General features: G+C 72.1%; 18 protein-coding genes and 2 pseudogenes. 17 read left to right on the plus strand and 3 right to left on the minus strand.

Going from position 1 to position 24,963, the window contains the following annotated elements; all coding sequences use genetic code 11:
• Positions 1 to 6: 6 nt before the first annotated feature.
• From QUY26_RS17830 to QUY26_RS17885, 12 genes and pseudogenes are all read left to right on the plus strand, one after another.
• Positions 7 to 723 carry an ANTAR domain-containing protein gene (locus QUY26_RS17830; protein WP_289947819.1) on the plus strand — a complete coding sequence of 239 codons (717 nt, stop codon included), beginning with the start codon at positions 7 to 9 and terminating at the stop codon, positions 721 to 723.
• Positions 724 to 911: 188 nt separating this feature from the next.
• Positions 912 to 1,277 (plus strand): STAS domain-containing protein, encoded by a 366-nt coding sequence (locus QUY26_RS17835; protein ID WP_289947820.1) that lies wholly within the window; start codon positions 912 to 914, stop codon positions 1,275 to 1,277.
• Positions 1,278 to 1,805: 528 nt separating this feature from the next.
• Positions 1,806 to 2,660: pseudogene (locus QUY26_RS17840) on the plus strand (DUF2397 domain-containing protein); the annotation flags it as partial.
• 79 nt (positions 2,661 to 2,739) lie between these two features.
• Positions 2,740 to 3,309 carry a DUF2397 family protein gene (locus QUY26_RS17845; protein ID WP_289955805.1) on the plus strand — a complete coding sequence of 190 codons (570 nt, stop codon included), beginning with the start codon at positions 2,740 to 2,742 and terminating at the stop codon, positions 3,307 to 3,309.
• Positions 3,306 to 4,634: a TIGR02678 family protein gene (locus QUY26_RS17850; protein ID WP_289955807.1), complete on the plus strand. Its 1,329-nt coding sequence runs from the start codon at positions 3,306 to 3,308 to the stop codon at positions 4,632 to 4,634. Before QUY26_RS17845 ends, QUY26_RS17850 begins: the two co-directional genes overlap by 4 nt.
• On the plus strand, positions 4,631 to 8,869 hold the full coding sequence (locus tag QUY26_RS17855) for a TIGR02680 family protein (protein ID WP_289947822.1): 4,239 nt from the start codon (positions 4,631 to 4,633) through the stop codon (positions 8,867 to 8,869). The genes QUY26_RS17850 and QUY26_RS17855 overlap by 4 nt, the downstream gene beginning before the upstream one ends.
• Positions 8,866 to 10,137 carry a TIGR02679 family protein gene (locus tag QUY26_RS17860; RefSeq protein ID WP_289947825.1) on the plus strand — a complete coding sequence of 424 codons (1,272 nt, stop codon included), beginning with the start codon at positions 8,866 to 8,868 and terminating at the stop codon, positions 10,135 to 10,137. Before QUY26_RS17855 ends, QUY26_RS17860 begins: the two co-directional genes overlap by 4 nt.
• 368 nt (positions 10,138 to 10,505) lie before the next feature.
• Positions 10,506 to 10,709 (plus strand): cold-shock protein, encoded by a 204-nt coding sequence (locus QUY26_RS17865; RefSeq protein ID WP_289947827.1) that lies wholly within the window; start codon positions 10,506 to 10,508, stop codon positions 10,707 to 10,709.
• Between the two features lie 360 nt (positions 10,710 to 11,069).
• Positions 11,070 to 12,581: a DEAD/DEAH box helicase gene (locus QUY26_RS17870; RefSeq protein WP_289947829.1), complete on the plus strand. Its 1,512-nt coding sequence runs from the start codon at positions 11,070 to 11,072 to the stop codon at positions 12,579 to 12,581.
• 46 nt (positions 12,582 to 12,627) lie between these two features.
• The gene (locus QUY26_RS17875) at positions 12,628 to 12,942 is read left to right on the plus strand and encodes a CBS domain-containing protein (protein ID WP_289947831.1); all 315 of its coding nucleotides are present in this window, start codon (positions 12,628 to 12,630) and stop codon (positions 12,940 to 12,942) included.
• A gap of 78 nt (positions 12,943 to 13,020) precedes the next feature.
• Complete coding sequence (locus QUY26_RS17880; RefSeq protein ID WP_289947834.1) at positions 13,021 to 13,332, plus strand: SCO5918 family protein; 312 nt, start codon at positions 13,021 to 13,023, stop codon at positions 13,330 to 13,332.
• A gap of 706 nt (positions 13,333 to 14,038) precedes the next feature.
• Complete coding sequence (locus QUY26_RS17885) at positions 14,039 to 14,377, plus strand: MerR family transcriptional regulator (RefSeq protein ID WP_289947835.1); 339 nt, start codon at positions 14,039 to 14,041, stop codon at positions 14,375 to 14,377.
• Positions 14,378 to 14,523: 146 nt separating this feature from the next.
• Here the strand turns inward: QUY26_RS17885 and QUY26_RS17890 are convergent.
• Both QUY26_RS17890 and tsaD read right to left on the minus strand, forming a co-directional pair.
• Positions 14,524 to 14,780, minus strand: a pseudogene (locus QUY26_RS17890) (citrate/2-methylcitrate synthase); the annotation flags it as partial.
• 6 nt (positions 14,781 to 14,786) lie between these two features.
• Positions 14,787 to 15,845 carry a tRNA (adenosine(37)-N6)-threonylcarbamoyltransferase complex transferase subunit TsaD gene (gene tsaD, locus QUY26_RS17895; protein WP_289955808.1) on the minus strand — a complete coding sequence of 353 codons (1,059 nt, stop codon included), beginning with the start codon at positions 15,843 to 15,845 and terminating at the stop codon, positions 14,787 to 14,789.
• A gap of 260 nt (positions 15,846 to 16,105) precedes the next feature.
• Here tsaD and QUY26_RS17900 point away from each other — a divergent pair, with 260 nt between their 5' ends.
• The 3 genes from QUY26_RS17900 to QUY26_RS17910 are packed head-to-tail and all read left to right on the plus strand — an operon-like array spanning position 16,106 to position 18,212.
• A complete protein-coding gene (locus QUY26_RS17900) occupies positions 16,106 to 16,252 on the plus strand; it encodes a hypothetical protein (RefSeq protein ID WP_289947837.1) in 147 nt (48 codons plus the stop codon).
• Complete coding sequence (locus QUY26_RS17905; RefSeq protein WP_289947838.1) at positions 16,249 to 17,631, plus strand: hypothetical protein; 1,383 nt, start codon at positions 16,249 to 16,251, stop codon at positions 17,629 to 17,631. Before QUY26_RS17900 ends, QUY26_RS17905 begins: the two co-directional genes overlap by 4 nt.
• Positions 17,628 to 18,212, plus strand: a complete 585-nt coding sequence (locus QUY26_RS17910) for a hypothetical protein (RefSeq protein ID WP_289947840.1) — start codon at positions 17,628 to 17,630, stop codon at positions 18,210 to 18,212. The genes QUY26_RS17905 and QUY26_RS17910 overlap by 4 nt, the downstream gene beginning before the upstream one ends.
• A gap of 240 nt (positions 18,213 to 18,452) precedes the next feature.
• Here QUY26_RS17910 and QUY26_RS17915 read toward each other — a convergent pair whose 3' ends face one another.
• Positions 18,453 to 19,298 (minus strand): SDR family oxidoreductase, encoded by an 846-nt coding sequence (locus QUY26_RS17915; protein ID WP_289947843.1) that lies wholly within the window; start codon positions 19,296 to 19,298, stop codon positions 18,453 to 18,455.
• A gap of 151 nt (positions 19,299 to 19,449) precedes the next feature.
• Between QUY26_RS17915 and QUY26_RS17920 the strand changes: the two genes are divergently transcribed.
• Entirely contained in the window at positions 19,450 to 20,040 is a 591-nt protein-coding gene (locus tag QUY26_RS17920) for a TetR/AcrR family transcriptional regulator (RefSeq protein WP_436840355.1), read from the plus strand.
• A 440-nt stretch (positions 20,041 to 20,480) separates the two neighbouring features.
• Positions 20,481 to 24,596: a WD40 repeat domain-containing protein gene (locus tag QUY26_RS17925; RefSeq protein WP_289947845.1), complete on the plus strand. Its 4,116-nt coding sequence runs from the start codon at positions 20,481 to 20,483 to the stop codon at positions 24,594 to 24,596.
• Positions 24,597 to 24,963 lie beyond the last annotated feature (367 nt).

The raw sequence follows: 24,963 nt of genomic DNA on the forward strand, positions 1-24,963 counted from the left end.
CCGGTGATGGCTGACTACCTGCGCACTCTCGGCTCCCACACCGGCCCCGGCCTGGCACCGCTGCCGCTGGCGGCCTGCACCGACATGCTGGGCCTGGACGGTCTCGCCCTGCTGGTGGCACCCGGCGGCAATCAGCCCGAACTGGTGCAGTCCTACGGCGAACGCACCCTCGCGCTGGAAGACCTGCAACAGGTCCAGGGCCACGGCCCGAGCCTGGACGCCGCCCGTCACGGGGCCCTGATGCTGCTGCCCGACGTGGCCGACACCGCCGCGTTCGCCACCGATCGCTGGCCCGGCCTGCCGGGCGCCATCGAGGTGCTGGGCGTGCGGGCGGTGTTCTCCTTTCCGCTGCGCATCGGGATCATCGCGCTTGGCGCGCTCACCGGCCACCGCACCCGGCCGGGACCGATGTCCACCGACCAGCTCACCGATGCGTTCGGCCTGGCCGACACCGTCGCCCAGATCACCATCGCCACCGCCGCCCACACAGAACTCCCCCACATCCCGCTGCTCGACGAGCCCGGTCTCCACTTCGCCGAGGTCCACCAGGCCACCGGCATGCTCGCGGACCAGCTGGACACCGACTGCGACCACGCCCTGATCCGCCTGCGCGGCTACGCCTTCAGCCACGACCGGCCCCTCCTGGACGTCGCCCGCGACGTACTGGCCCGCCGACTGCGCCTGGACGACCCCGGGGACGACTCGCCCAGACCTGACGCATGACGACGTCCCGCCGAGAAGCCCACCATCAGGTGCCCAGCTCCTCGCCCTGTAGCAGCGGAGCCGTCACGTCCGCAGCCCTTCGGCACAACCGGTCAGCAGGCCGACACAGCCCGCTACTCTGAATCGCCGACCCAGATCCCGTTGGTATCCGGTCCCCACGCACGTCTGCCCCGGAGAAGAGGGTCGCCATGACCCCGCCCCCGTCAGTGATCTGTGTCAAGGAAGTCCGCGCCCACAGAGGCTGCACCCTGGTGGTCCTGTGCGGCGAAATCGACATCCACACAGCCCCCGGCATCATCGAATTCCTCGACGGCCTCACCCACACCCATGACATTGACCTGCTGATCGATCTGCGCCCCGTCGACTTCATGGACTGCGGCGGCGTACGGCTCCTCAACCGCGCCCGAGCCAGGTCCAGGAGCCGACACGGACGCCTACGCCTGATCTGCACCGGTCACGCAACCCTCAACCTCCTCCGCCATCCACGGCTGCGCCTGGACTTCGAGATCCTGAGCGAGCTGCCCGCGCCCGTACCACCGCGGGCTGCGGCCTGACCGACGCGAAATCCCCCTGGGCTCACCGCCCCAGCGCGGCTAGGCTCACCAAGCGGCCCCGGTCCCCGGTCGACTGTACGCCTCCCACCCGCTGGGTCTTCAGGGGTACCCAGCGCAGCGGTCGAGGCAACCCGGCCGCGGCCCCATGGGGAGTGGGTCCGCAGGCCGGGCACACAGCAGTCCCCACCGCGCCTCCTGGGCTCCCCCTCCACTCCGGAAAGAGGCGCGGCGAGTTCGGGTTCGTACGACATCGCGTGCCTCCTCCCCCCCCTGTCGACACCGGCCTGAACGCACCCGATTCCCCGGAAGCCACTCGGCACAGGAGTCAAAGGGGCCGTTCCGGGGGCCTGGCACACGTCCGTGGCATTTTCAGCCACTCACCGGCGGCGCCCGGATGCCCCGCGTAACCTCACCCGCATGGGGGCATCAGCATCCGGTGCAGGTCAGGGCGGCACCGAGGAGGCGCGGCGGCGGCTGGACGGGTATGCGTACCTCAGCGCGCCCGAGCGGCTGGAGCATGTCGCGATCATGCGGGTCTTCTGCGGAACGCTGCTGGCGGATCTCGCCGTCCCGGACATCATGGCGAAGCTGCACCAGGGCGGTGGTTCCGCTGCGGAACTCGACGCCGACACCCTCACAGTTCGGCTGGAACAGCTGGTGAACTGGGGAAACCTGCTGCGCAGCAGCCACACCGTGAAGGCGTCCAGCATCAGCGAGTACCAGCGTTCCCGCTCGCGCTACCAGCTGTCGAAGCTCGGCGAACGCATCCAGCGGGACGCCGACGCGGTCCTGGCCGAGGCCGACGCCGCACGCGAGGTGAGCAACGAACTGCTGGCCCTGGTCGAGCGCGGTCTCCGGGAGCTGGCCGGCCTCGTGAGCGCGCCGGGCGGCGTCGAGCCGCAGGACGGACTGGAGCGGATCAGCACGCTGTTCGTGCAGTTCGGCGAGTTCGCGGACTCCATACGCGACTTCTACGCCTACCTCGGCCAGGTGCTGTCCCGCTACGACCTGGACAGCGCGGAGTACCAGGGCTTCAAGGAACTGCTCCTGGACTACGTAGAAGCGATCACCGAGGACGTGGCCTTCCGCGCACCTCGAATATCGGCGGCGTTGGACACCCTCTGGCCGCACATCCCGGCTCTGCTGAACCGGGTGGACGCCCACGCCCAGGGGCTCACCGGGCTCTCAGCACAGGGCGAAGGCCACCTGGAGGTCCGGGTCCAGCGCAGCCGGGGCCGCGAGCTCGCGGACTGGGAGGGCCTGCGCGGCTGGTTCAGGGACACCGACGGCCAGGGCAGTCAGGTCGACCAGTTACGGGACGCCACCCTTCGGGCGTTGCAGTCGCTGCTCGCCAACGCCAAGCGGATGCTGCGGTCGGCCACCGGGGAGATGTCCCGGCGCAAGGATCTGCTGCGGCTGGCCCGCTGGTTCGAGCAAGCTGCCCCCCCAGGACGCCCACGACATGGCCGTCGCCGCCTTCGGTCTGTACGGCGCGCGCCATCTGGGCATACCCCCGGCCACCGACGAGGTGGTGCCCGCCCACACGAGCTGGTGGACCGGTCCGGTCGTCGAGGTGCCGGTGGCCCTGCGGGAGAGGGGCAGCCGCGCTCAGCGGGGCCGGGCCTCCGCGGTGGAGGACCACTCCGCGCAGAAGGCGCGGCTGCGGGAGACCGCCCGGCAGCGGGCGGAGGCCAGGGCAGCGGCGGCGGACGAACTGCGCAGCGCGTCGGGTCGGTTCGCCGACGTACGACTCACCTCGGCGGCGCTCGGCCTTCTCCTGGAGCTGCTGGCCACAGCCCTCGGGAACGCGCAGATCAGCAGGCGCGCAGAGACGGACGGGTTCGACCTGGACTCTGCGCGCGGCGAGGACGCCGAACTGGGCATCCGGCTCACCGTGCGCCGGACAGCGGGCACCAGGACGGTGCTGTACTCGGCCGACGGCGACCTGCTGCTGGACGACCTGGAGCTGGACGTCGGTCGTACCCCGGCGGCGGTCGACGGTGCGGCCGAGGCGGAGGCGAGCGTGTCATGACCCTCCCCTCCACGCACGACGTGGCCCTGGCCGCCGAACGCCGTACCGCCGCCCGGCTGCTGCTCGCCCACCCCCTGGTCGCAGCCGACGGCCCGCACGCCGACGTCTTCCCGCTGATCCGCAGGCACGCCGACTGGCTGGGCAAACGGTTCCAGCAAGTGCTCGGCTACCGCCTCCTGGTCGACAGCTCCTTCGCCCGGCTGTTCAAGGCGGGGCTGGGCGCGGGATCGGGTCATCGGCTGGAGCGCTCCACAGGCACGCCCTTCACCCCGCACACGTACGCCTGCCTCGCGCTGGCCCTGTCCGTACTGGTGACCGCGCCCGAACAGATGCTGCTGTCGCATCTGGTCGCCGACATCAGGGCCGCCGCGGCCGACGCGGGGATCGAGCTGGAGGAGACGGGCCGGGCTGCCGGGAAGCGGACCCTGGTCGCGGCTCTGCGTCAGCTCGTCGAGTGGGGCGTTCTCATCGAGACCGAGGGCCAGGTGGCCGCGATCGCGCGGGAGGCGGACGGGGAGGCTCTGATCACGGTGGACCGGGAGCTGGCGCGGGTGGTCGTCGCCGGCCCGCTCGCCCAGTCCCGGGACGGCGCCGACCTGGTCCGGCGGGCGGCGGACCCGGGGTTCAGCGGGCCGCGCACCTATGTGCGCCGGATGCTCGTCGAGACACCCGTCGTCCACCTCGACGAGCTGACCGACGCCGAGCGCGACTGGCTGCGCACCCGGCAGCGCAGGGAAGCCCAGGCTTTCTCCGAACTCCTCGGCCTGGAGATGGAGATCCGTGCGGAGGGCGTGGCGCTGGTCGACCCCGAGGATGAGCTGACGGATCTGCACCTGCCGGGCACCGGGACCGTCGCACAGGCCGCGCTGCTGCTGGTGGAACGGCTCGTGGAGCGGCTTCGGCCGCGGGGACCGGGGCATCCAGCGACCGGCGGGACGCTCGTCATCGGGGTGGCTGTCCCGGACGGCCTGGTGGACGAGGTGCTCGCCGAACTGACCGCCGAGTACGGGCAGCGCGGCAACTGGCAGCGCGGCTACCTGGACGACCTCTCCGCCCTGCGGGAGGCCGTGCTGGACCTGCTGGTCCGGATGCGGCTGATGGCCCGCGCCGGGCGGCTGCGGGCCGAGGGCGAAGGGCTGCCGGAGGGGTACGTCGAGGACGCGTCGGAAGGGCGCACGGTGACCGATGTCCACGGCGCACGGCCCGGCGGCGACGGCGGCTGGGTGCTGCTGGCCGCGGCGGCGCGCTACGCCACCCTGGTGACGGTGCGCCCGGCGGCCAAGGCTGGCCAAGGAGCCGCTGTGCAAGAGGAGTTGCCGCTATGACCACCGACGCCCATGGCTTCGTTCCGCTGCGGCGTTCCGGCGCCGCGACAACCACCGGCACCCGTTTCCGGCTGCACCGGGCAGGCATCCGGAACGTCTGGCAGTACGACGCCCAGGAGTTCTCCTTCGGCGACGGACGGCTGCTCCTGCGCGGCAAGAACGGCGCGGGCAAGTCCAAGGCCCTGGAGATGCTGCTCCCCTATCTCCTGGACGGCGACTCCCGGGCGCTGGACGCGACCGGCACCGGCCGCACCACGCTCCCCTGGCTGATGCTGGACGGGTTCGAGCAGACCAACCGTCTCGGGTACCTGTGGGTGGAGTTCCGGGGCACGGCCGACGACGGCGGCCCCCGCCACCTGACGCTCGGCGCCGCCATCCGTGCCTCGAAGTCCACTCAGAAGGCAGTGCCGACATTCTTCGTCACCACCCTGAGGATCGGTGAGGAGCTGCACCTGGTCGAGGGCGGAAAGCCACTGCCGGTCGACCGGCTCAAGGAGATCGTCGGCTCCGACAACACGACCGACCGAGCGGTCACGCACCGCGCCCGGGTGGCCCGGGACCTGTTCGGCATCACCGACGCGACGCGCTATCGCAACCTCACCCAGCTCCTGCACCGGCTGCGGCGCCCCACTGTCGGGGACCGCATCGAGCACGGGGGCCTGGCCTCCCTGCTGAGCGAGACCCTGCCGGGGCTCGACGAGGACGTGATCGAGAAGGTGGCGCGCAACCTCCACGACCTCGACGCCGTGCGGGACGAACTCGGCCGCCTGGAACGCACCGACACGGCTCTGCGCACCTTCCTCGCCAGCTACCGCGGCTACCTGTCCGGAGTCCTGCGCGCCTCCGCGGAGCGAGTCGGTCGCGAGCTGGGCGTCCTCACACAGCGGCGCCGGGCGGCCGGAGACGCCGCACAGCGGACGAGTGACCTGCGGACACAGGAGGAGGAGTCGCAGGGCCGGCTGGAGACCCTGCGCGAGGAGGAACAGGCCGCCCGGACCGACCTGGCCGCCCTGCACGCCAGTCACGCCTACCGCGGCCTGCGCGAACTGTCGGAACGCCGCGGCACGGTAGAGGCACTGCGCGCCGCCGCCGTGGCCGCGTTCACCACCCTGCGCAACGCACACGACGCGGAGGAGGGCACGGCGGAGCGGCTGGCCGAAGGTGTCGAACACCTCGGCGGCCGACTGGCCGAACTGGGCACCGAACACCGTGAGTTGCTGACGCAGGCGGAGAAGGCCGGGCTTCCCGCCGGCCATCTCGGCGAGGCGGTGGCCCTGCCGCGCACAGTCCTCGCCCAGGCCGCCGAGACGGAGCTGACGACCCCGGACGGGGAGACCCACGCCGTGCGACACCGGTCGGTCGCCCGCGTGGACACGACGACGGCCCGGGACGGACTGCGCTCCTGGCAAGGCCGGCTGGAGAACGCCGAGACGGTCGCGAAGAACCGGTCCCGGATGGTCCAGGAGGTGACCCGCCTCATCTCGAAGGCGGACGAGGCCCGCGCCGCGGCGGCTCAGGTCGATGCCGAGCGGGAACGGCTGGAGGCCGAGGCGGAGGAAGCCGCAGGCCGTCTCGACGGCAGCCGCCAGAAGGTCGCCGAGGAGAGCGGCGCCTACGCCCGCCGTGTCGCCGAGTGGGCGACGCGGACACGGACCGCGCTGGGCTCCGACTGCCCGCCGCTGGCCGCCGTACACACCGCCGTCGGTCACGAGACCTCCGCCGACGCGCCGTTCGCGGACCGCACGCTGCCGCCCGACATCGACGGCGAGGCGTGGCGGGCCGCTCAGGCCGCACTGGAGCCGTACGGCGACGAACTCGCCGTACGCCGGGACGCGCTCGTGCTCGGCGTCGGCCACGTCAGCGAGGAACTCGACCGTCTGGCGCAGCAGAAGCGGGACTGGGAGCAGCGCACCGACCCTGAGCCGCCGGCCCCGCACCATCGCGTCGCCGAGCGGATGTCAGGCAGCGGAGCGCCCTTCTACCGGCTCGTGGACTTCGCGGACGACCTGGCGCCGGGCGATCGGGCAGGTCTGGAAGGGGCGCTGGAAGCGAGCGGGATCCTGGACGCGTGGGTGGGCGCGGACGGCGTTCTGCTCGATCCGCGCACCCGGGACACCCTGCTCCGGCCCGGCCCCGCGCTTCCGGACGGACCGACTCTCGCCTCGGCCCTGCGCCCGGCTCCCGAACCGGGGTGCGGCGTGACGCCCGAGCGTGTGGAGCGTCTGCTGGCCGCGATCGCGCTCACCCCGGCAGCACAGACCTCCGCGCACAACGCGGTGCACTTCGACGGCAGTTGGCGCTCGGGCGTCCTCAGCGGCCGGCACGACAAGGCCGACGCCGAGTACGTGGGAGCCGCCGTACGGGCCGAGACCCGGCGGCGCGTCCTCGCCGAGCTGGCGGAGCGGATCGCGCGGACGCAGCAGCGGCTGGCCGACGTCCGCGCCGAACTCGCCGTAGCCGATGCCCTGCGTCGGGCTCTCACGCTCGCGGAGCGGGACTTCCCCAGGGCACGGAGTCTCGCGGACGCATGGAATCGGGCCGAATCAGCCGAGAGGGCCCTGCGTGACCTGACCGCCAAGGCGACGCGGGCGGCACGGCTGGCCGAGGAGGCCCGCGCTCTCGCGGTAGCGGCGCGTGCCGAGGCGGACGCCACCGCGACCGCCCACGATCTGCCCGGCGACCCCGATGCCCTGGACCGCGCGCGCACCGCACTGGCTGCCCTGCTGAGCGGCGTCGGGCATCTCCGCAGGGCCGTCGGTGGCACGGGGGAGCGGCTCGGCGCGCATCAGGCGGATGCCGCACGGTACGGACGCGCCCGCGAGGATCGCCTGACCGCGGAGGAGGGCTACCGGGTCCACCTCACCGGACTGCGCACCGCCGAGCAGGACCTGCGTACCCGCGAGGAGGCCATCGGGTCGTCCGAGGAGGAGATCCTCGCCCGCGAACGCGAGACCAAGGAGCGCATCGCGAACGCCGTCCGCGCCCTGCCCGCGGCACAGCGCACTCGCGACGACCTCCATGACCTGCGGGTGCGCGCGGAGGAGGACGAGAAGCGCCTGCGCGGGACGCTGACGGACCAGGAGACGGCGGTCATCGGCACGGGCGGCGCTCTGCGCGGGGCTCTCAGCCGACCGGAGGTGGTGCTGGGCGCCGGTCTCGACCGGTCCTCGCTGCCCGATTGCGTGTCGGACGATCCCGGCGCGGACGTCCGCAGCCGTCTGCGCGCGCTACGGGCCCTCGCCGAGGCCGTGGAGCAGGCCCTCGGCCGTCCGAAAGGCGAGGTGTCGGACAGCACCCTGCTCAACCGGCACACCGATCTGCGCGACCAGCTGGCCGGCGGATTCGACGCACAGCTGGAGGAACGCGACGGGATCAAGGTGTGCCGTCTGGTCGACGACCACGGATCCCATGACGTCGCGGCCGTCGGCGAGCGGATCGCCGTCCAGGCGGCGGAGGCCCGAGGGCGGCTCACCGAGCGCGAACGCGAGGTGTTCCAGCGGTTCCTGACCGGTGAGCTCGGCGACCACCTCTCGGCACAGGTCATCACCGCGGCGAACCTGGTCGCAGCTCTCAACAACACCCTGCGGACCGTGCGTACCTCCCACGGTCTCGGTGTCGAGCTGCTGTGGAAGCTGGACGAGGACGTGGATGCGGACGTCCGGGCAGCCGTGGGTCTGCTGCGCGGTCCGTCGAGCCTCCGGACGCGCGAGGAGACCGAGCAGCTCCGCGAAGTCCTGCAACGCCGGATCGAGGACGCCCGGCGCGCCGATCCTTCCGCCGGATACGCCGCCCATCTGCGGACCGCGCTGGACTACCGCGACTGGTTCCGCTTCCACACCTTCGTGGTCGAGGACGCGGCTCCGGGCCGCCGCAGGAAGCTGACCGGCCGGACCGGTCTCAGCCAGGGCGAACAACGGGTCCTCTCCTACCTCGTGCTCTTCGCCGCAGCCGCCGCCCACTTCACCAGCCTCGCCGAATCAGCGCCGCACGCGCCACGGCTGATCCTCCTGGACGACGCCTTCGCGAAGGTCGACGAACCCACCCACGGCCGGCTGGGCCGTATCCTCGTCGACCTCGATCTCGACTTCGTCCTCACCAGCGAGCGGCTCATGGGCAACTGGCCCGAGGTTCCGTCCCTGCACATCTACGAGTGCCTCCGCGATCCCCACGTCCGAGGCGTGGCCACCCTGCACTACACCTGGAACGGCCGCCACCGGCGTCTGGTGTCCGTGTGAGCGCACTGCCCTCCGCGACGCGCGCATGGCTGACGGGCCCCGGGCTCGCCCGGCTCTGGGAGAGCGTACGCAAACGCCTGGAGAGCAACGGCGTACAGGCCACCGGCTCCCTCCGGCTGGCCGCGCTGAACACCCAGGAACGCAACGACCTGTCACTCCTCCTGGGCAAGCCCCTCACCGGTGCCGCCGTGACCGTACGGCTCGACGTACTCGACGCACGGCTGCGCGCCTCGGCCGCCGGACTCGGGCTGAGGCAGACCCTGGAGGAACTCGGCCCACCGCTCACCGACCGCCGTGCCGCCCGCGCGGACGCGACGGCACGGCGGGAGCGGGTGTGGTCGTCCCTCGCTTCGTCGCTGGACGCCTCCCCGCTCGCCGGCCAGGACTGGGCCCGGCAGTGGTACGACCTGTTGCGCCGGACCGGTGTTCCGGGAGGGGTGACGCCCGAAGCTGCCGTGTGGACACTCCAGCAGGCGGTCCAGGTCCTCACCACGTTGCTCGGACCCGAGCGGAGCGGCGTACGCGGCCGAGGAGAACTCGCCGCCATGGCGACCGGCTCCGCGCACGGCCTGGACGACGGCACCTGGCTCGCCCGCCTCGTCCAACGCGGCGTCGCCCTCGCCCACGGCACCGAGTTCCCCGACAACGCAGCTGGTCGGCGCGCTCTGTGGCGGCTGGTGTCCGTCACGCCGGACGAGGTCTCCAGCACGGTGCTGACCTACGGGCTGCGGCCCGAGGGCGAGGGCTGGCGAGAGCGCGCCCTGCGAGAACGGGCCGATCATCACGTCGAAGCCCACCTCACACCGCGTGACCTGCACGCCCTGCGGCCGCGGTTCCCCGCCGGAACACTCATCCACATCTGTGAGAACCCGCGCGTGGTGGAGGCGGCGGCGGATACGGCCTGCGTCCAGCCCCTGGTGTGCACGTCCGGCAGCGCCGCAACGGTGGTCATCACGCTTCTCGACGCCCTCGCCACCGCAGGCTGCCGCTTCGCGTACCACGGCGACTTCGACTGGCCGGGGATCGCGCTGGCCAACCGGGTCATCCGCCGCTACGAGGCCCAGCCCTGGCGCATGGGCACGGCGGACTACGAGCACCTGGCAGCTCGCAGCCAGGCCGAAGGCATCCCTCAACTGGCGCTCGACGGCCAGCCGGTCAGCGCGGACTGGGACCCGGATCTCGCCCCTGCCATGGCCGCCCTCGGCGTCGCGCTCCACGAGGAGGCCACTCTCGACCTTCTGGTGGACGACCTGTCACGTCGAACGTAGGGGCGTCGGCGTCTCGAACGTAGGGGCGTCGGCGTCGGCGGACGCAGAACGCTCGCCCGCAAAATTAGGGCTCCCGGAGAATCAATTTCTATGTTCGCGCAGGGAGAGTTTAACGGGCCGCGCGGCAAGAGTTTTTGGCGCAACGAGCGGAGTGGAATTATTTGCCACCCGCGGATCGTCGAGGCGTGCTACTCTCGCCAGAGTTGCAGTTGTGGTTCCCAGAACTTCAAGCGCGCCCATCCGAAAGCTTCGAAAGCCAGGACGGGAGCCCTTTCGTGTTGACCGGTAATTTCCGGCGGGGTGATCATCGCGGCGACTCGGAATCCACAGAGTGTGGGTCCCGATGCACTGCCTCAAAGGAGATCGACATGGCCAATGGCACTGTGAAGTGGTTCAACGCGGAAAAGGGATTCGGCTTCATCGAGCAGGACGGTGGCGGCGCCGACGTGTTCGCCCACTACTCGAACATCGCCACCCAGGGCTTCCGTGAGCTTACCGAGGGCCAGAAGGTGACCTTCGACATCGCGCAGGGCCAGAAGGGCCCGACGGCCGAGAACATCGTTCCCGCCTGATACTGACGCACAGCTCGCAGCTGCGGCCCGCATCCTTCGGGGTGCGGGCCGCAGCTGCATGGTTTTTCCGCACCGGCTCCACCCGCGGATCCCCCCTTGGCGAGATCCGCAGCGGGCGAGATCCGCAGCCGCAGCCCCGGCGGCCGGCCGGACGGGGACGGGCACATCGCTTCACGCCCTGAAACCGGGCCCCCGGATCCCGCGCCCTCGCCACATCATCCATTTCAGGATCTGCGCCCGCGCATTCTCTCCGGCGGCCGGATTCACTGCCGTTCACCATCGGTCCATTCTTGTAATTCTCTGCACCGCTCATCCTTGCGGGAATTCCTTGACATGCACCGCATCGAGGAAGAGTCCCGTATGAACCGCACACGCACGAATGACCGCCTCACCCGCGCCCGTAAGGGCGGTGCCGATGCCGGAAAGGGTGGGCGCCACTTCGGATCGTCGTCCCCGCGACGTTCGGGCGGATCGCACCGGTCCGGCGGATCGCACCGGCCCGGCGGTCACGGCCGTAGGACCGCTGCGCCACAGGGTGAGTTCGCGCTCCCCACGACGATCACTGCCGCGCTTCCCGCTGTGGAGAGCTTCGCCGATCTCGACATGTCCGCCCAGTTGCTGGCCGAACTCGGCAGACAGGGCGTCACCGTCCCGTTCCCGATCCAGGGCGCGACGCTGCCGAACTCCCTCGCAGGCCGTGACATCTTGGGCCGTGGGCGCACCGGCTCCGGCAAGACCCTCGCCTTCGGGCTCGCCCTGCTCTCCCGCGTCGCCGGCCGGCGCGCCGAGCCCCGCCAACCACTGGGGCTGATCCTCGTCCCCACCCGCGAGCTCGCCCAGCAGGTGACCGACGCGCTCACTCCGTACGCCCGCTCCGTCAGGCTTCGCCTGGCCACGGTCGTCGGCGGGGTGTCGATCGGTCGGCAGGCCGGCGCGCTGCGCGGCGGAGCCGAGATCGTGGTGGCGACCCCGGGCCGTCTCAAGGACCTCATCGACCGTGGTGCGTGCCGGCTGGACCAGGTCGGCGTCATCGTGCTGGACGAAGCCGACCAGATGGCGGACATGGGCTTCATGCCACAGGTCACCGCGCTGCTCGACCAGGTGCGCCCCGAGGGGCAGCGCATGCTGTTCTCCGCCACGCTGGACCGCAACGTCGACCTCCTGGTGCGCCGCTACCTGACCGACCCTGTCGTCCACTCGGTCGACCCGTCGGCCGGGGCGGTCACGACGATGGAGCACCACGTCCTGCATGTCCAGGGCGCCGACAAGCACGCCGCCACCGCCGAGATCGCCGCCCGCGACGGCCGCGTGATCATGTTCCTGGACACCAAACACGCCGTCGACCGGCTGACTCAGGATCTGCTCAACAGCGGCGTGCGCGCCGCGGCGCTGCACGGCGGGAAGTCACAGCCGCAGCGCACCCGCACCCTGGATCAGTTCAAGACCGGGCACGTCACCGTGCTCGTCGCCACGAATGTCGCCGCCCGCGGCATCCACGTCGACAACCTCGACCTCGTGGTCAACGTCGACCCTCCGACCGACCACAAGGACTACCTCCACCGCGGCGGCCGTACCGCCCGCGCCGGCGAGTCCGGCAGCGTCGTCACCCTCGTCACGCCGAGCCAGCGCCGAGGCATGCTCCGGCTCATGTCGGACGCCGGGATCCGCCCGCAGGTCACCGCGGTCCGCTCCGGCGAGCCGGAACTGCACCGCATCACCGGCGCCCGGACTCCCTCCGGAATTCCGGTCGTCATCACCGCACCGCTGGTCGAACGCCCCAAGCGCGGCAGCGCCTCCCGTGGCCGTCGCCGTCCCGGTTCAGCGAGTCGGCGCGCGTCCGTGCAGCAGCCCCCTGTCGAGAACGCGGCCTAGCACCTTCGTGACCAGGAAGCTGATCCCTCTTTGAAGGAGACATCTCTTGACGCTGGTTCAGACGCAGCTCCACCCGGCGAACGCCGACTCCACGCACACGGCGATGGTCCACGCCGCGCAGGAAGCCGGGCCGCGGGTCTGGGACGACATGACGGTCGAGGTCGCGCTGTCCGTCATGGCCGGCGCCCGGGTCAGGCACCTGCTCATCTGCGACGAGGACGGCATGCGGACCGGCCTGATCACCCTGGCCCGGCTCACCGCCGTCCGTGACAGCTCCGGATACACGGACCGGATGCGGCTGTGTGACATCGGCGGGGGCAGCGGGCCATCTCCCCTGGCCGCCCTCGGCCGCGCCCGCTGAAGCACGTGGTTTCCCACGGTCGCCCCGCTCCCCCTCTCTCGCTCCCCCCTTCCCCTCCCTCTCTCCTTGTGAGGTCTCATGCGTTGCGTCATCGCCCGCTTCCCCTTCGAGCTGACCAAGGCCGGCGTGCTGGAATCGATGAAAGGGGTCACGCCCGAGCCGGTCACCGGTGAGTCGGTGATCATCGGGCGGCGCCAGTACCCCGTCAAGCAGGTCGGCCAGGTGATCACCCGCCAGGACCGCCGCGACTTCAGCGCCGGCGAGGTCGTCCGTGCGATGACCCGGCTCGGGTTCACCTGCCGTACGGCCCCGACGGCCGCGCCCGCGCCCGCGCTCACGCTCAGCCCGCTCCAGCGGGCCTCCGCCATGCTGGGGACCAACGTGGCCTGAGCGACGAGGGCAGGCGCGAGACGCCACCAGAACAGCGACGCCACCAGAACAGCAGTGAGGGCCCGACCGGCACGACCGGTCGGGCCCTCACTGCGTGCCGGACCCAGTCATATCGAGGCAGGCCCGGCCTCCTCCTCAGCCATCCCTGAGTCGACCCTCCTCACCCATCCCCACGTCGGTGAGGAGGATTACCTCATCTTCAGTCATCCAAAAATCTAACCTCGCCGGAGTAGACATTGGGGCCTCGCTTGGCTAAGGTCTCTCTTGTAGCCGAGATCGAATGAGGCCCGGCAGACACGAACTGCCGGGCAGCAGCACACGCATCACGGTGCGGTGGTGGAGTTTCGGAGCCAGGACTGTGCACGAGGGCGACGGGACTGACCACCGGACCGGGTGGCCCGGGAGGATCAAGGGCTGCCACAAGCAAGAGCAAGAGAGTGAATGATTCAGAGGGAAGAACGGAGGAATCGATCGCCATCAGGATCGCCCGGGCGCAAGACTGAGCCCGGGTACCGCAGGACATCGATAGGCAGGTGGTCTCCGGTCACGCATCCGCGATCCCCGCACTTCCGTCGGCATTCCGGACGGTCATGCGGAAACAGAAGGCCGACGCGGCATCATGGTCGGCAGATGGTGTAGTAGTTCCTTCGGGGCCCTGGTGCCGTACGGCACCAGGGCCCCTCCACGCGTTCCGCAGAGAGGTGAAATGACAGCAGACAGCTCGCTGGGGCGTCTCGATGACGACGACTACCCCGCTTACACCATGGGACGGGCCGCCGAGATGATCGGCGCCACCCCCGGCTTCCTGCGCGCCATCGGCGAGGCGCGGCTGATCACCCCCCTGCGCTCCGAGGGCGGGCACCGCCGCTACTCCCGCTACCAACTGCGGATCGCGGCCCGCGCGCGCGAGCTCGTCGACCAGGGCACCCCGATCGAGGCCGCCTGCCGGATCGTCATCCTCGAGGACCAGCTCGAAGAAGCCCAACGCCTCAACGCCGAGTACCGCCGCGCCACCGAAGGCTCCGATCCGACGACCACGGCCTGAGGCGAACGCCGCTCCTGCCCGGCGCGACCCGGTCGGTCCCGGCCGTGATCAGTTCGTGGCGCTCGGTATCACGCAGGTTCCTGATCTCCGGTCCGCGTGCGTCGCGATCCGCACCAGGGACGTGCCCCGGAGACTGCGTCGGCGCGCTACGGAGCCGTCGGCACCCGCCTCTGGCCCGGCCCCGCGTAGGAGGCGAAAGGGCGGATCAGTGCGTTGTGGGCGAGCTGCTCCGTGATGTGGGCGGTCCATCCGGTGATGCGGCTCATCACGAAGACGGGTGTGAAGACGGGATGTCGAAGCCCATCAGGTGGTAGGCGAGACCGGCCGGGTAGTCGAGGTTGGGGTGGAGGCCCTCGCGGGCGCCCATGGCGGTGCGCAGAGCTGAGTGGAGGGCCGCGCGCCGGTGGCGTCAGGCGGCCTGCGCCGGTGACGCGGCCAGCGGGTTCAGTGAGGCGTACGCCAGCGGTGCCGACGGGTCGATGGACACGTCCAGCGGCGCGGGCTCGGCACCGGCGCGCACGAGCTGGTCGCCGACGGCCGCGATCATCGCGCCGTTGTCGGTGCACAACGTCACGCGCGGCACGCGCAGTTCGATCCCGGCCGCGGCGCACCGCTCCTCCGCCAGGGCCCGCACCCGCGAGTTCGCCGCCACGCCGCCCACCACGATCAGCGTCCGCACGTCGTACGCGCGGCAGGCCGCGAGGGCCTTGCGGGTCAGGACGTCCGCGACGGCCTCCTGGAGCGCTGCGGCACCGTCGGCCACGGGCACCTCCTCGCCGCGCAGGCGGTGCTGCTCCACCCAGCGCGCGGCGGCCGTCTTGAGCCCGGAGAAGGAGAAGGCGTACGGATCGTCGCCGGGCCGGGTGAGCGGGCGGGGGAAGGCCACGGCCCGCGGGTCGCCGTCCCGCGCCGCGCGGTCGATCGCGGGACCGCCCGGGTAGGGCAGGCCGAGGATCCTTGCGACCTTGTCGAAGCACTCACCGGCGGCGTCGTCGAGGGTGTCGCCCAGGTGCAGGATCGGCTCGCGCACCAGGTCCCGCACGAGAAGCAGCGAGGTGTGGCCGCCCGAGACGATCAGCACCACGCACGGCTCGGGCAGCGGGCCGTGCTCCAGGGTGTCCGCGGCCACGTGCCCGGCCAGGTGGTGCACCCCGTACAGCGGGACCCCGGCGGCGTAGGCGAGGGACTTGGCACCGGCCAGGCCCACCTGCAGCGCGCCCGAGAGGCCGGGTCCCGTGGTGACGGCGACCGCGTCGACCTCGGCGAGGCGCAGGCCCGCCTGGTCCAGGGCCTGGCGCACGACGGGGGTGAAGGAGTGCAGGTGCGCGCGGGCCGCGATCTCGGGCACGACCCCGCCGAACCGCGCGTGCTCGTCCATGCTCGACGCCACCACGTGCGCGAGCAGCTCGCCGTCGCGCACGATGCCCGCGCCGGTCTCGTCGCAGGACGACTCGATTCCCAGGACCACGGGTCCGGCCACCGCACAGCTCCTTCTGCAAGAGTTCAGTATCTGCAATATATGTGCAATAAGAGACGGTGCGTCAGCCGAACCTCCTGGCCCAGGCCCTGAGGCGCGACGAGCGCGGAAGCATGGCCTCCACCACGGCGCGCGACATGAACACCTGCTTGAGTGATCTTCACTGAACGGGCACAACGCCGTCGCGCTCACGAGGCGTGCGGTTCACCGCCGTGCCCGACCACCGTTCTTGGAGGGGGAACCCCAGGACCATGTCCACTGCCACGACCAGCCGTCGCATCCTCACCCGTACCACCGGAGCACTCGCCAGTCCTCGCACGGCGAGCACCCCCGCGCAGGTGCCGGTGGAGAAGGGGCACGTCGACGTCTCCAAGACCGGCCGGGGCCTGGCGCCTTGAACCTCCGTACCCGGCTGCGCACCACCCCTGCCGTGTGGACCGCACCGATCTGGCTCGGCATCATCGGCTTCTACTACTTCTACGCCCTGCACTTCGACGTCCCGTACGAGGAGGTCATCGCGGGTCCGCTGTGGGCTCCCGAGCAGGTGCAGCTGGCCCTGTCCTACTTCTATGTGTTCGCCTACGCCATCACCATCGGGCTCGCGGTGTGGGAGGGGGGACGGCTGCGGAGGGACGGGGTGTGGCAGCTCGCCCCCGGCCGGTCGCGGTACCGCGTGGCCGCTCACACACTGCTGCCCGTCGTCGGCGCGGGCTGGCTGGTGCTGGTGCTGCCGGTGGTGATGCGCCTGATCGAGACCCGGCTCCTGCCGACCCCGGCGGCACTGGCGCCCCTGCTCATGGCGATGGTCATCGTGTGCGCGTACGCCGTGTTCGGCTGTGCGCTCGGGCACCTCACCCCGCGGTTGATCTCAGCCCCGTTGGCCGCCGTCGCCGTGTTCTACGTGATCGCCGAGACCGTGAAGTACGACGACCCGGTGTGGCCCCGGCACGCCTCCGGGCAGTTGGACACATCCCTGGCGTTCGGTGAGGAGTACGGCGCCACCAGCCTGCTTGTTCCCCTCCTGTTCGTCGTGGCGCCGGCGGTCGGCGTGGGCGCCTGGTGGGTCCGCACGACACCCGGGCGGCAGTGGGCGGTTCGCGGCGCCGCGGGAGTCGCGGCCGTGGCGGTCATGGCGTCGTGCGCCGACGTCGCGTCAGGGTGGGCGATCGCGGACGGCCCCGTCAGCGCGGGGCACGCCGCCGCGCGCTGCACCGGCAGCGCTCCTCGCGTGTGCATGGCCGAGACGGGCGGCGCGGTCGGGAAACTCGACCAGGTGCGCGGGGAGATCGTGAAGTCGGTGGCGGGGCTCCGCGCGGCCGGAGTGCGCGTGCGCATGCCCGACACGGTGTCCGACAGCCTGCTGAACGGCCGGAACCGGAAGCAGGCGTCGCCCACCACGTGGTGGCTGCCGCTGTCCCGGCAAGCCGGCGACCTCGGCGGGGGAATGACCGCCATCCGCTACGCCGTCCTGCGCACCGGCGTCACCTTCCCCTGTGCCTTCCCGGAGACGTTCGAGGAAGGCGCCCCGACCGACTACGTCGTCAACCGCGACGCCGCGATGCTGTGGGCCGCCACGGTCGTCGATGCCGACAAGCCCTACCTGGCGTGGCGCAGGGGCGAGTACGGCGGCGTCTTCCAGAACCCGCGCCAGGTTCTGGCGAAGGTGACGGAACGCGCGGGCGACGCCCTGAAGCTCCCCGCCGCGCGACAGGCGACGTGGTTCCACGAGGAGCAGGCGAAGGCCTGTCGTCTCGTCGATCAGGGAGCCGGGCGATGATCTGGTGGATCAAGGCCCGCCGCCTGCTGCCCGCGCTGGTCCCGGGCACGGCCGCGTTCACGTTGATCGTCGCCGTGGCCCACGACCGGGCCGTCGAGCTGCCCGGCGTGCTGAGCGCGGGCGGAAACCGGGTGTTCCTCATGCAGATCGTCCCGCTCGTGATCACCTCGGCGCTCGCCCACAGCCTGGACCAGCGGCTCGTCGAAGCCGAGGTGGTGACCACGCGCGCCCTGGGCCGCCTGGACGCGTTGTTGGTCACCGCGACCGTGCTGACCAGCGCCGTGGCGGGCCTCGTCGTCGGTGCCCTCGCCGGTTCCGACGAGGCGACGGCGGTCGGCCGCAACACCGCGTTCCTCACCGGCCTCATGCTCCTCGCCCAGGCGGCGCACCCGAAGGCCGCGACGGCGGCTCCCGTCGGGTGGGTGTTCGCGGTCATCTTCCTCGGCTACGCGGACTTCCACCGCCCCTGGCCCTGGGCCGTGACCCTGCACGCCCCCACCCACGTCCTCGCCCTCGCGCTCTGCGTGATCGTCTTCGTCGGCGGCCTGGTCGCTCTGACCCGCGCCCGCCGCTCCCTGTGACTCGACCGGGTCCAGCTCGCAGACAGGGCCGACGTGCGGACCAGGCAGCTCTCCGGTGGCCGACCACGTCACCGTTCTCACCGAGGGGAGGATCACCTTCACCGGCGCCACCCGGGACTTCCTCGCCCACGCCCCCGCAGCGCCCCCGGGAGGACGGCGAGCCGAGGTCGCCCGCACCACCGTCTCCGGCCAGCCGCCGCCCAGGCGGTGGGCCGTCCCGCACGGGCCCCGGCGGGCACCTCAGCGGAAAGCGGCCTCATTCCGCCGCGCCCACTCCCCGTACGCCCGCGGCGCACGGCCCAGGACCCGCTCGATGTCCGGGCTGACGCGGGTCTCGGCGGGGGTCGGGGTGCCGAGGATGGCGAGGGTCGTGTCGACCACGGGGGCCGGCATGAAGTGGAGCAGTTGGGCGCGGGCCTGTTCGTGGGTCTGTTCGGTGAAGTGGACGGGCTCGCCGAGGGCCTCGGCGATCGCCTCGGCCTGTTCGCGGGGGGTGATGGGGGCCGGGCCCGTGAGTTCGTGGACGTGGCCCGCGTGGGCGGGGTCGCGCAGCGCCGCCGCGGCCACCTCCGCGATGTCCGCCGGGTCGACGACCGGCAGGCCGACGTCGCCGAAGGGCGCCGCGACGGTACGTGACGTACGTACCGAATCGGCCCAGGCGTAGGTATTGGACGCGAACCCGCCGGGGCGCAGGATCGTCCACTCCAGGCCCGACCGCCGCACCGCGTCCTCGATCGACCGCATCAGCACGCCGTGCGACGGCGAGTCCGGCCGGGTCACCACGCCCTGGGACGACAGCAGCACCACCCGCTCCACGCCGCCCGCCGCCGCCGCGCCGAGGATGTCCCCCACGTCGAGCAGGTGCGCGCCCGCGCCGCCGTTCTGCAGGAACAGGGCCCTCGCGCCGTCGAACACCGGCCGCAGGGTCTCGGTGTCGGCCAGGTCCGCCCGGCGCCAGTCGACGCCCTCCGGCACGTCCCGCCCCGCGATCCCCCGGGACGTCGCCCGGACCTTCTCGCCCGCCGCCGCGAGCGTCCGCACCAGCGATCGTCCGACGTTTCCCGTCGCTCCGGTCACCACGATCATGTCCACTCCCCGAGTCGATGTCAGTTGGGTAGTCGGGTGGTCAGCCAGCTGAGTAGCCAGCCAGTTAGTCAGCCAGCCAGTTAGTTAGTTAGTTGGCTGACTCAGAAGGACGCTAGCACGGTGGTCCCGGCCGCTGTCTATAGTTAGTCAGGTGACTGACTCAAAGAAGGTCCGCGGTGCCGGGAAGCGGCAGCGGCTCATGGCCGCCGCCGCTCAGGTCCTGCATCAGCAAGGCGTGGAGCGCACCACCATCGCCGACATCGCGGCCGCCGCCGACGTGCCCGTCGGGAACGTCTACTACTACTTCAAGACCAAGGACGAGCTGGTCCAGGCCGCGCTCGCGGAGCACTCCGGGCACCTCGCCGCGGTCACCGAGGGGCTCGACGCGCTGCCCGATCCGCTGGCGCGGCTCAAGGCGCTGGTCGGGATGTGGGTCGAGCGGCGGGACACCACGGCGCGGTACGGCTGCCCCACCGGCACCCTGGCCGTGGAGCTCGACAAGCGGGCCGAGGGTGGTCTGGACGAGGAGGCGGGCAAGGTCGTCCGGCAGTTGGTCGACTGGGCCGAGCGGCAGTTCCGGGAGCTGGGGCTGCCCGACCCGGGTGGGCTCGCGCTCGCCTTCGTGGGCGCGTACCAGGGCATGTCCCTGCTGGCCAACGCCCTCCGCGACCCGGATGTGATGGTCGGGCAGGGCGCGCGGCTGAACGACTGGCTCGACGGCCTCGGTGGCGGCGGCGCCTGACCGGCGTACCGGCAGGGGCCGCCGCACCGTATCGGTACCGGTCCCTCCCCTCGTGGGGACCGGTACCTGACGAGGCGGGCGGCGTCGACCCACGCCGGAGCGGCGTGGGTCGATGTGGGTCCGGCGTCGCGATCGACGTGACAGCGGTACGGGTGTGGCCGCTCCACGCGTCCGGCGAGTCCGTGTACCGGAACCCGCGCCACCGCTTATAACTCCGGCGAAAACCAGCCACGAGAGTGCAGCGCCATGCGTCACCTCTCCCGGCGCCGGGCCCGGTGGCCTGCCCTGACGCCTCGCGGTTGGTTCGCTACTGCGCCGCGATCCTGCCAGTTGAGGGTCCGGCTGAGGAGCTTCCGGTATCGTCCGGCCCACGTCGCCGCAGGTCAGGCGTATAGAGTGAGTTTTCCGGTCCGGATGGCCAGGTGCGGCGGAAGTGAGGGGTGGAAGGCTTGGGGTCCGACTCGGGGGCGCGTACGGCCTTCGCGGAACGCCTCGCGCTGCTGTATCAGGAGGCTGGAAATCCGCCTCTCAAACGCGTCGCCGAAGCGGTCGGACAGCTCCAGCGCGTCGACGAACGCGGGCGGCCCGTCCGGGTGTCCGCGCAGCGCATCAGCGACTGGCGCCGTGCCAGGAACGTGCCCGCCCACTTCGCCGCCCTCGCCGCGGTCCTGCACGTCCTCATCCCCGAAGCCCGGCGCAAGCGGCCCACCCCCGTGTCCGTCGGCCTGTACGACCTCGCCCACTGGCAGCGCCTCTGGGAGCTCTCCGTCGCCGACCCCGCCGGGGACCGGGCCGCGGGCGAGAACGAGGAGCGAACCCCCACCGACATCCCGGCCGTGCCCCCCGTGTGCCCCTACCGCGGGCTCGCCTCGTACCGCGAGCAGGACGCGCAGTGGTTCTTCGGCCGGGAGCGCAGCACGGAGGCCCTCGTCGCCCAGCTCCGCGCGGCCGAGAAGTCGGGCGGCTTCGTCATGGTCGTGGGCGCCTCGGGGGCGGGGAAGTCCTCCCTGCTCAACGCCGGGCTGGTGCCCGCCTTGCAGAACGGCGCGCCGGGGGAGGGCAGCGGGCCGGTGCTGCAGCTCGTGCCGGGAGCCGATCCGGTCGGTGAGTTGACCGGGCGCATACCCGGTCTCGCTGACGCGATAGCGGGCGTGGAGGGGGGTACGCCCCCCTTCGCCCGCGCCGTGCGCGCCTCCCTCACCGCCTGGGCCGAGCGGCAGACAGCCACGGAGGCCGAGCGCCAGGACTCCGCCGGGGCAGCCGGGACAGCCGGGACAGAGCGCCACACCGCCTCCCCGGCCGAGCGCCCGCCGTCCCCCGCCCCCCGCCCCGTCCTCATCGTCGACCAGTTCGAGGAAGCCTTCACCCTCTGTTCCGACGAGGACGAGCGGCGTACGTTCATCCAGCTCCTGCACGCCGCCTGCACGCCCGCCGACCCCGACGACCCAAGCGGTCCCGGCGGCCCAAGCGACCCCGACGCCCCCGCCCTCGTCGTCCTCGGCGTCCGCGCCGACTTCTACGAGGAGTGCCTCGGCCATCCCGAGCTCGCCGACGCCCTCCAGCACCGGCACATGGTGCTCGGGCCGCTGACCACCACGGAGCTGCGGACCGCGGTCACCGGTCCGGCCAAGGCCGTCGGGCTCGAACTCGAACCCGGGCTCGCCGAGCTGATCGTGCGGGAGGTGAGCACGGGCGGGCCGCGCGGGGCCCACGGCGCGGGCGTCCTGCCGCTCCTCTCCCACGCCCTGCTCGCCACCTGGCAGCGGCGCAAGACGGGAAAGCTGACGCTGGCCGGGTACCGCGCCGCGGGCGGCATCCAGGGCGCGGTCGCGGCGACCGCCGAGCGCGCCTGGTCGAGGCTCGACCCGGCGGCACGCTCCGCCGCACGGCTGCTGCTGCTGCGCCTCATCCACCTCGGCGAGGACACCCAGGCGACCCGCAGGCGCGGGACGCGGCGGCAGCTGGCGGAGGAGTCGACGAACCCCGACAAGACCGAGGAGTCCCTGGAGGCGCTGGTGCGCGCCCGGCTCGTGACCCTCGACGCGGACACCGTGGAGATCACGCACGAGGCGCTCCTGCACGCCTGGCCGCGGCTGCGCGACTGGATCGACGAGGACCGCGGCGACCATCTGCTGCGCCAGCGCCTGGAGGAGGACGGCCGGGCCTGGGAGGACTCGGGGCGGGACGCGGCCCTGCTCTACCGGGGTTCGCGCCTGGAGCGGGCGCGCGCCTGGGCGGAGTCCGCCGGTGACACCTTCCTGACCCGCGGCGCCGCGGAGTTCCTGGCGGCGTCGGCAGGGCTGCGCCGGCGCATCCTGTGGATCAGCCGGGGCGCGGTGGCGGCCCTCGTCGCCCTGGCGCTGGTGGCCGTCGTCTCCGCGGTGGTCGCCTCGCAGCAGCGCAACGACGCGGTGACCGAGCGGAACGACGCGGTCTTCGAGCAGGTGACCGCCGAGGCCGACCGCGCCCAGTCCACGGACCCGTCGCTGTCCGCCCAGCTCGGCCTGGTCGCGCACCGCCTGCGACCGGACGACGAGGGGACGAGGAACCGGCTGCTCGCCATCGTCAACGCGCCCCTCGCCACCCCGCTGCTCGGGCACAGAGGCGCCGTCTACCTCACTTCATTCAGCCCCGACGGACGGCTCCTCGCCACCGCGAGCTACGACCGGACCGTCCGGCTGTGGGACGTCCACGACCGGTCCCGCCCCGAGCCCCTGGGCAAACCGCTCACCGGGCACGACAGCTGGGTGAGCACCGCGGTCTTCAGCCCGGACGGCGACACCCTCGCGAGCGCGTCCGACGACGGCACGATCCGGCTGTGGGACGTACGGGATCCGCGCGCTCCGCGCCCGCTGGGGGACCCCGTGACCGGGCACGGCGGCACGGTCTACCTGCTCGCGTTCAGCCCGGACGGGCGCACGCTCGCCTCCGCCAGCGAGGACCGCACCGTCGGCCTGTGGGACGTGCGCAGGCCCGACCGCCCGGAGGCGCTCGGCACCCTGGGCGGCCACACCGCCGCCGTGCGCTCCGTGGCGTTCAGCCCCGACGGGCGGAACCTCGCGGCCGGGAGCGACAACGGCACCATCCGGCTGTGGGACACCGCGGAACCGCGCCGTCCGGAGCCGGTCGGGCGGGTCCTCACCGGCCACACGGGCACCGTGCACTCGGTGGCGTTCGACCACGAGGGCCGCACCCTGGCCAGCGGCGGCTCGGACAACACCGTCCGGCTCTGGAACGTGACCGACCCGCGCCGCACGACCTCCCTCGGCGCGCCCCTGACCGGCCACACCGGCCCCGTCTGGTCCGTGGCCTTCAACCCTGCGGGGACCATGCTCGCGGCCGCCAGCGCGGACAGCACCGCGAGCCTGTGGAACGTCCGCGACCCGGCGCACCCCTCGCAGGTCGGCGAGCCCCTCGCGGGCAGCGGCGGGGAGGTGTACGCCCTCGGGTTCAGCCCCGACGGCCACACGCTCGCGACGGGCAGCGGCGACAACAAGGTCCGCCTGTGGTCGATACCGACGTCGGACATGATCGGACGCATCGGCTCGTTCCGCCCCGACGGGAAGGTGCTCGCCACCGCCGCGCGCGACGAGAAGGTCCGGCTGTGGGACGTGCGGCGGCCCGAGCGGCCCGAGGCGCTGAGCAAACCGTTCAAGCCAGGGACGGGCGCCGTGCGCACGCCGACGTTCTCCCCCGACGGCGACACGCTCGCCGTGCTCACCGGAGCCCGCTCGGTGCGGCTGTGGAACGTCAGCGATCCCTCCCGTCCCGTCTCGTACGGCCCCGCCGTCGAACTGCGCACCCGGTTCGCCGCCGCGATGGCCTTCAGCCCGGACGGGCGCGTCCTCGCCACCGCCTACGAGGACCGCACCGTCCGGCTGTGGGACGTCAGCGACCCGGCCCGCCCCCGCCCGCTCGGCGCCCCGCTCACCGGCCACAAGGGGTACGTCAACGACCTCGCCTTCAGCCCCGACGGCCGCACGCTCGCCAGCGGCAGCTCGGACGCCACCCTCCGGCTCTGGGACGTGGCCGACCCGCGCCGCGCCACCCGGCTCGGCAAGCCCCTCACCGGACACCTCGGCCCCGTCAACACCCTCGCCCTCAGCCCGGACGGCCGGACCCTGGCCAGCGGCAGCGACGACAGCACGGTCCGGCTCTGGAACATCACCGACCCGCGCCGCGCGACCCCCCTCGGCCGGCCCCTGACCGGCCACACCGACGCGCTCGTGTCCCTGACGTTCAGCGAGGACGGCCACACCCTGGCGAGCGGCGGCAACGACAACACGGTCCGGCTCTGGGACGTGCGCCGTCCCGCGCGGACCGCCCCGATCGGCCAGTCGATGAGCCCCAACGCCAAGACGGGCAGTTTCCTGTCGTTCAGCCCTCAAGGTCACATGCTCGGAGTTTCCAGCGGCACGGATACCGTCCGATTGTGGAACCTGGACACCGACGAGGCCATTCGCCGCATTTGCTCGACCACCCGGGGTGTCCTGACGCCACAGAATTGGCGGGAGTATCTGCCCCGGCTCTCCTACGCGCCGCCGTGCGAAAGGTGACGGTTCACTTTTCTCCGCCGGGCGCCGCGAGGCGTGATCCCGCTCACAACCGGCCAACTCCGGCCCATTCCTTCCCCATACGCAAGGAGGCTTGTTACGGTTGGGCACAGCCCGATCGCTGGTGCATCCCCCGTCGCCAGCGATCGGGCCCTTGCATGCTCTCGTGGGCCTGTGGGTTTACCGCCATTGCACCCTCCGCAATGCGTCAATGCGTCGAATCGCAGAGCTCTTTCCATACTGGTGGCGCATCTCGCGGCGCGCCCGATGGCCCCTCTCGCAGTTCATCTCATGGCGCAACTCGCGGCACCGGCACCGGATAACGACAAAAGATCTGTTCCACCTACAAGCAACCCCTGTTACCCCCTAC

The sequence above is a fragment of the Streptomyces flavofungini genome (genome assembly GCF_030388665.1).
Taxonomy (GTDB): domain Bacteria; phylum Actinomycetota; class Actinomycetes; order Streptomycetales; family Streptomycetaceae; genus Streptomyces; species Streptomyces flavofungini_A.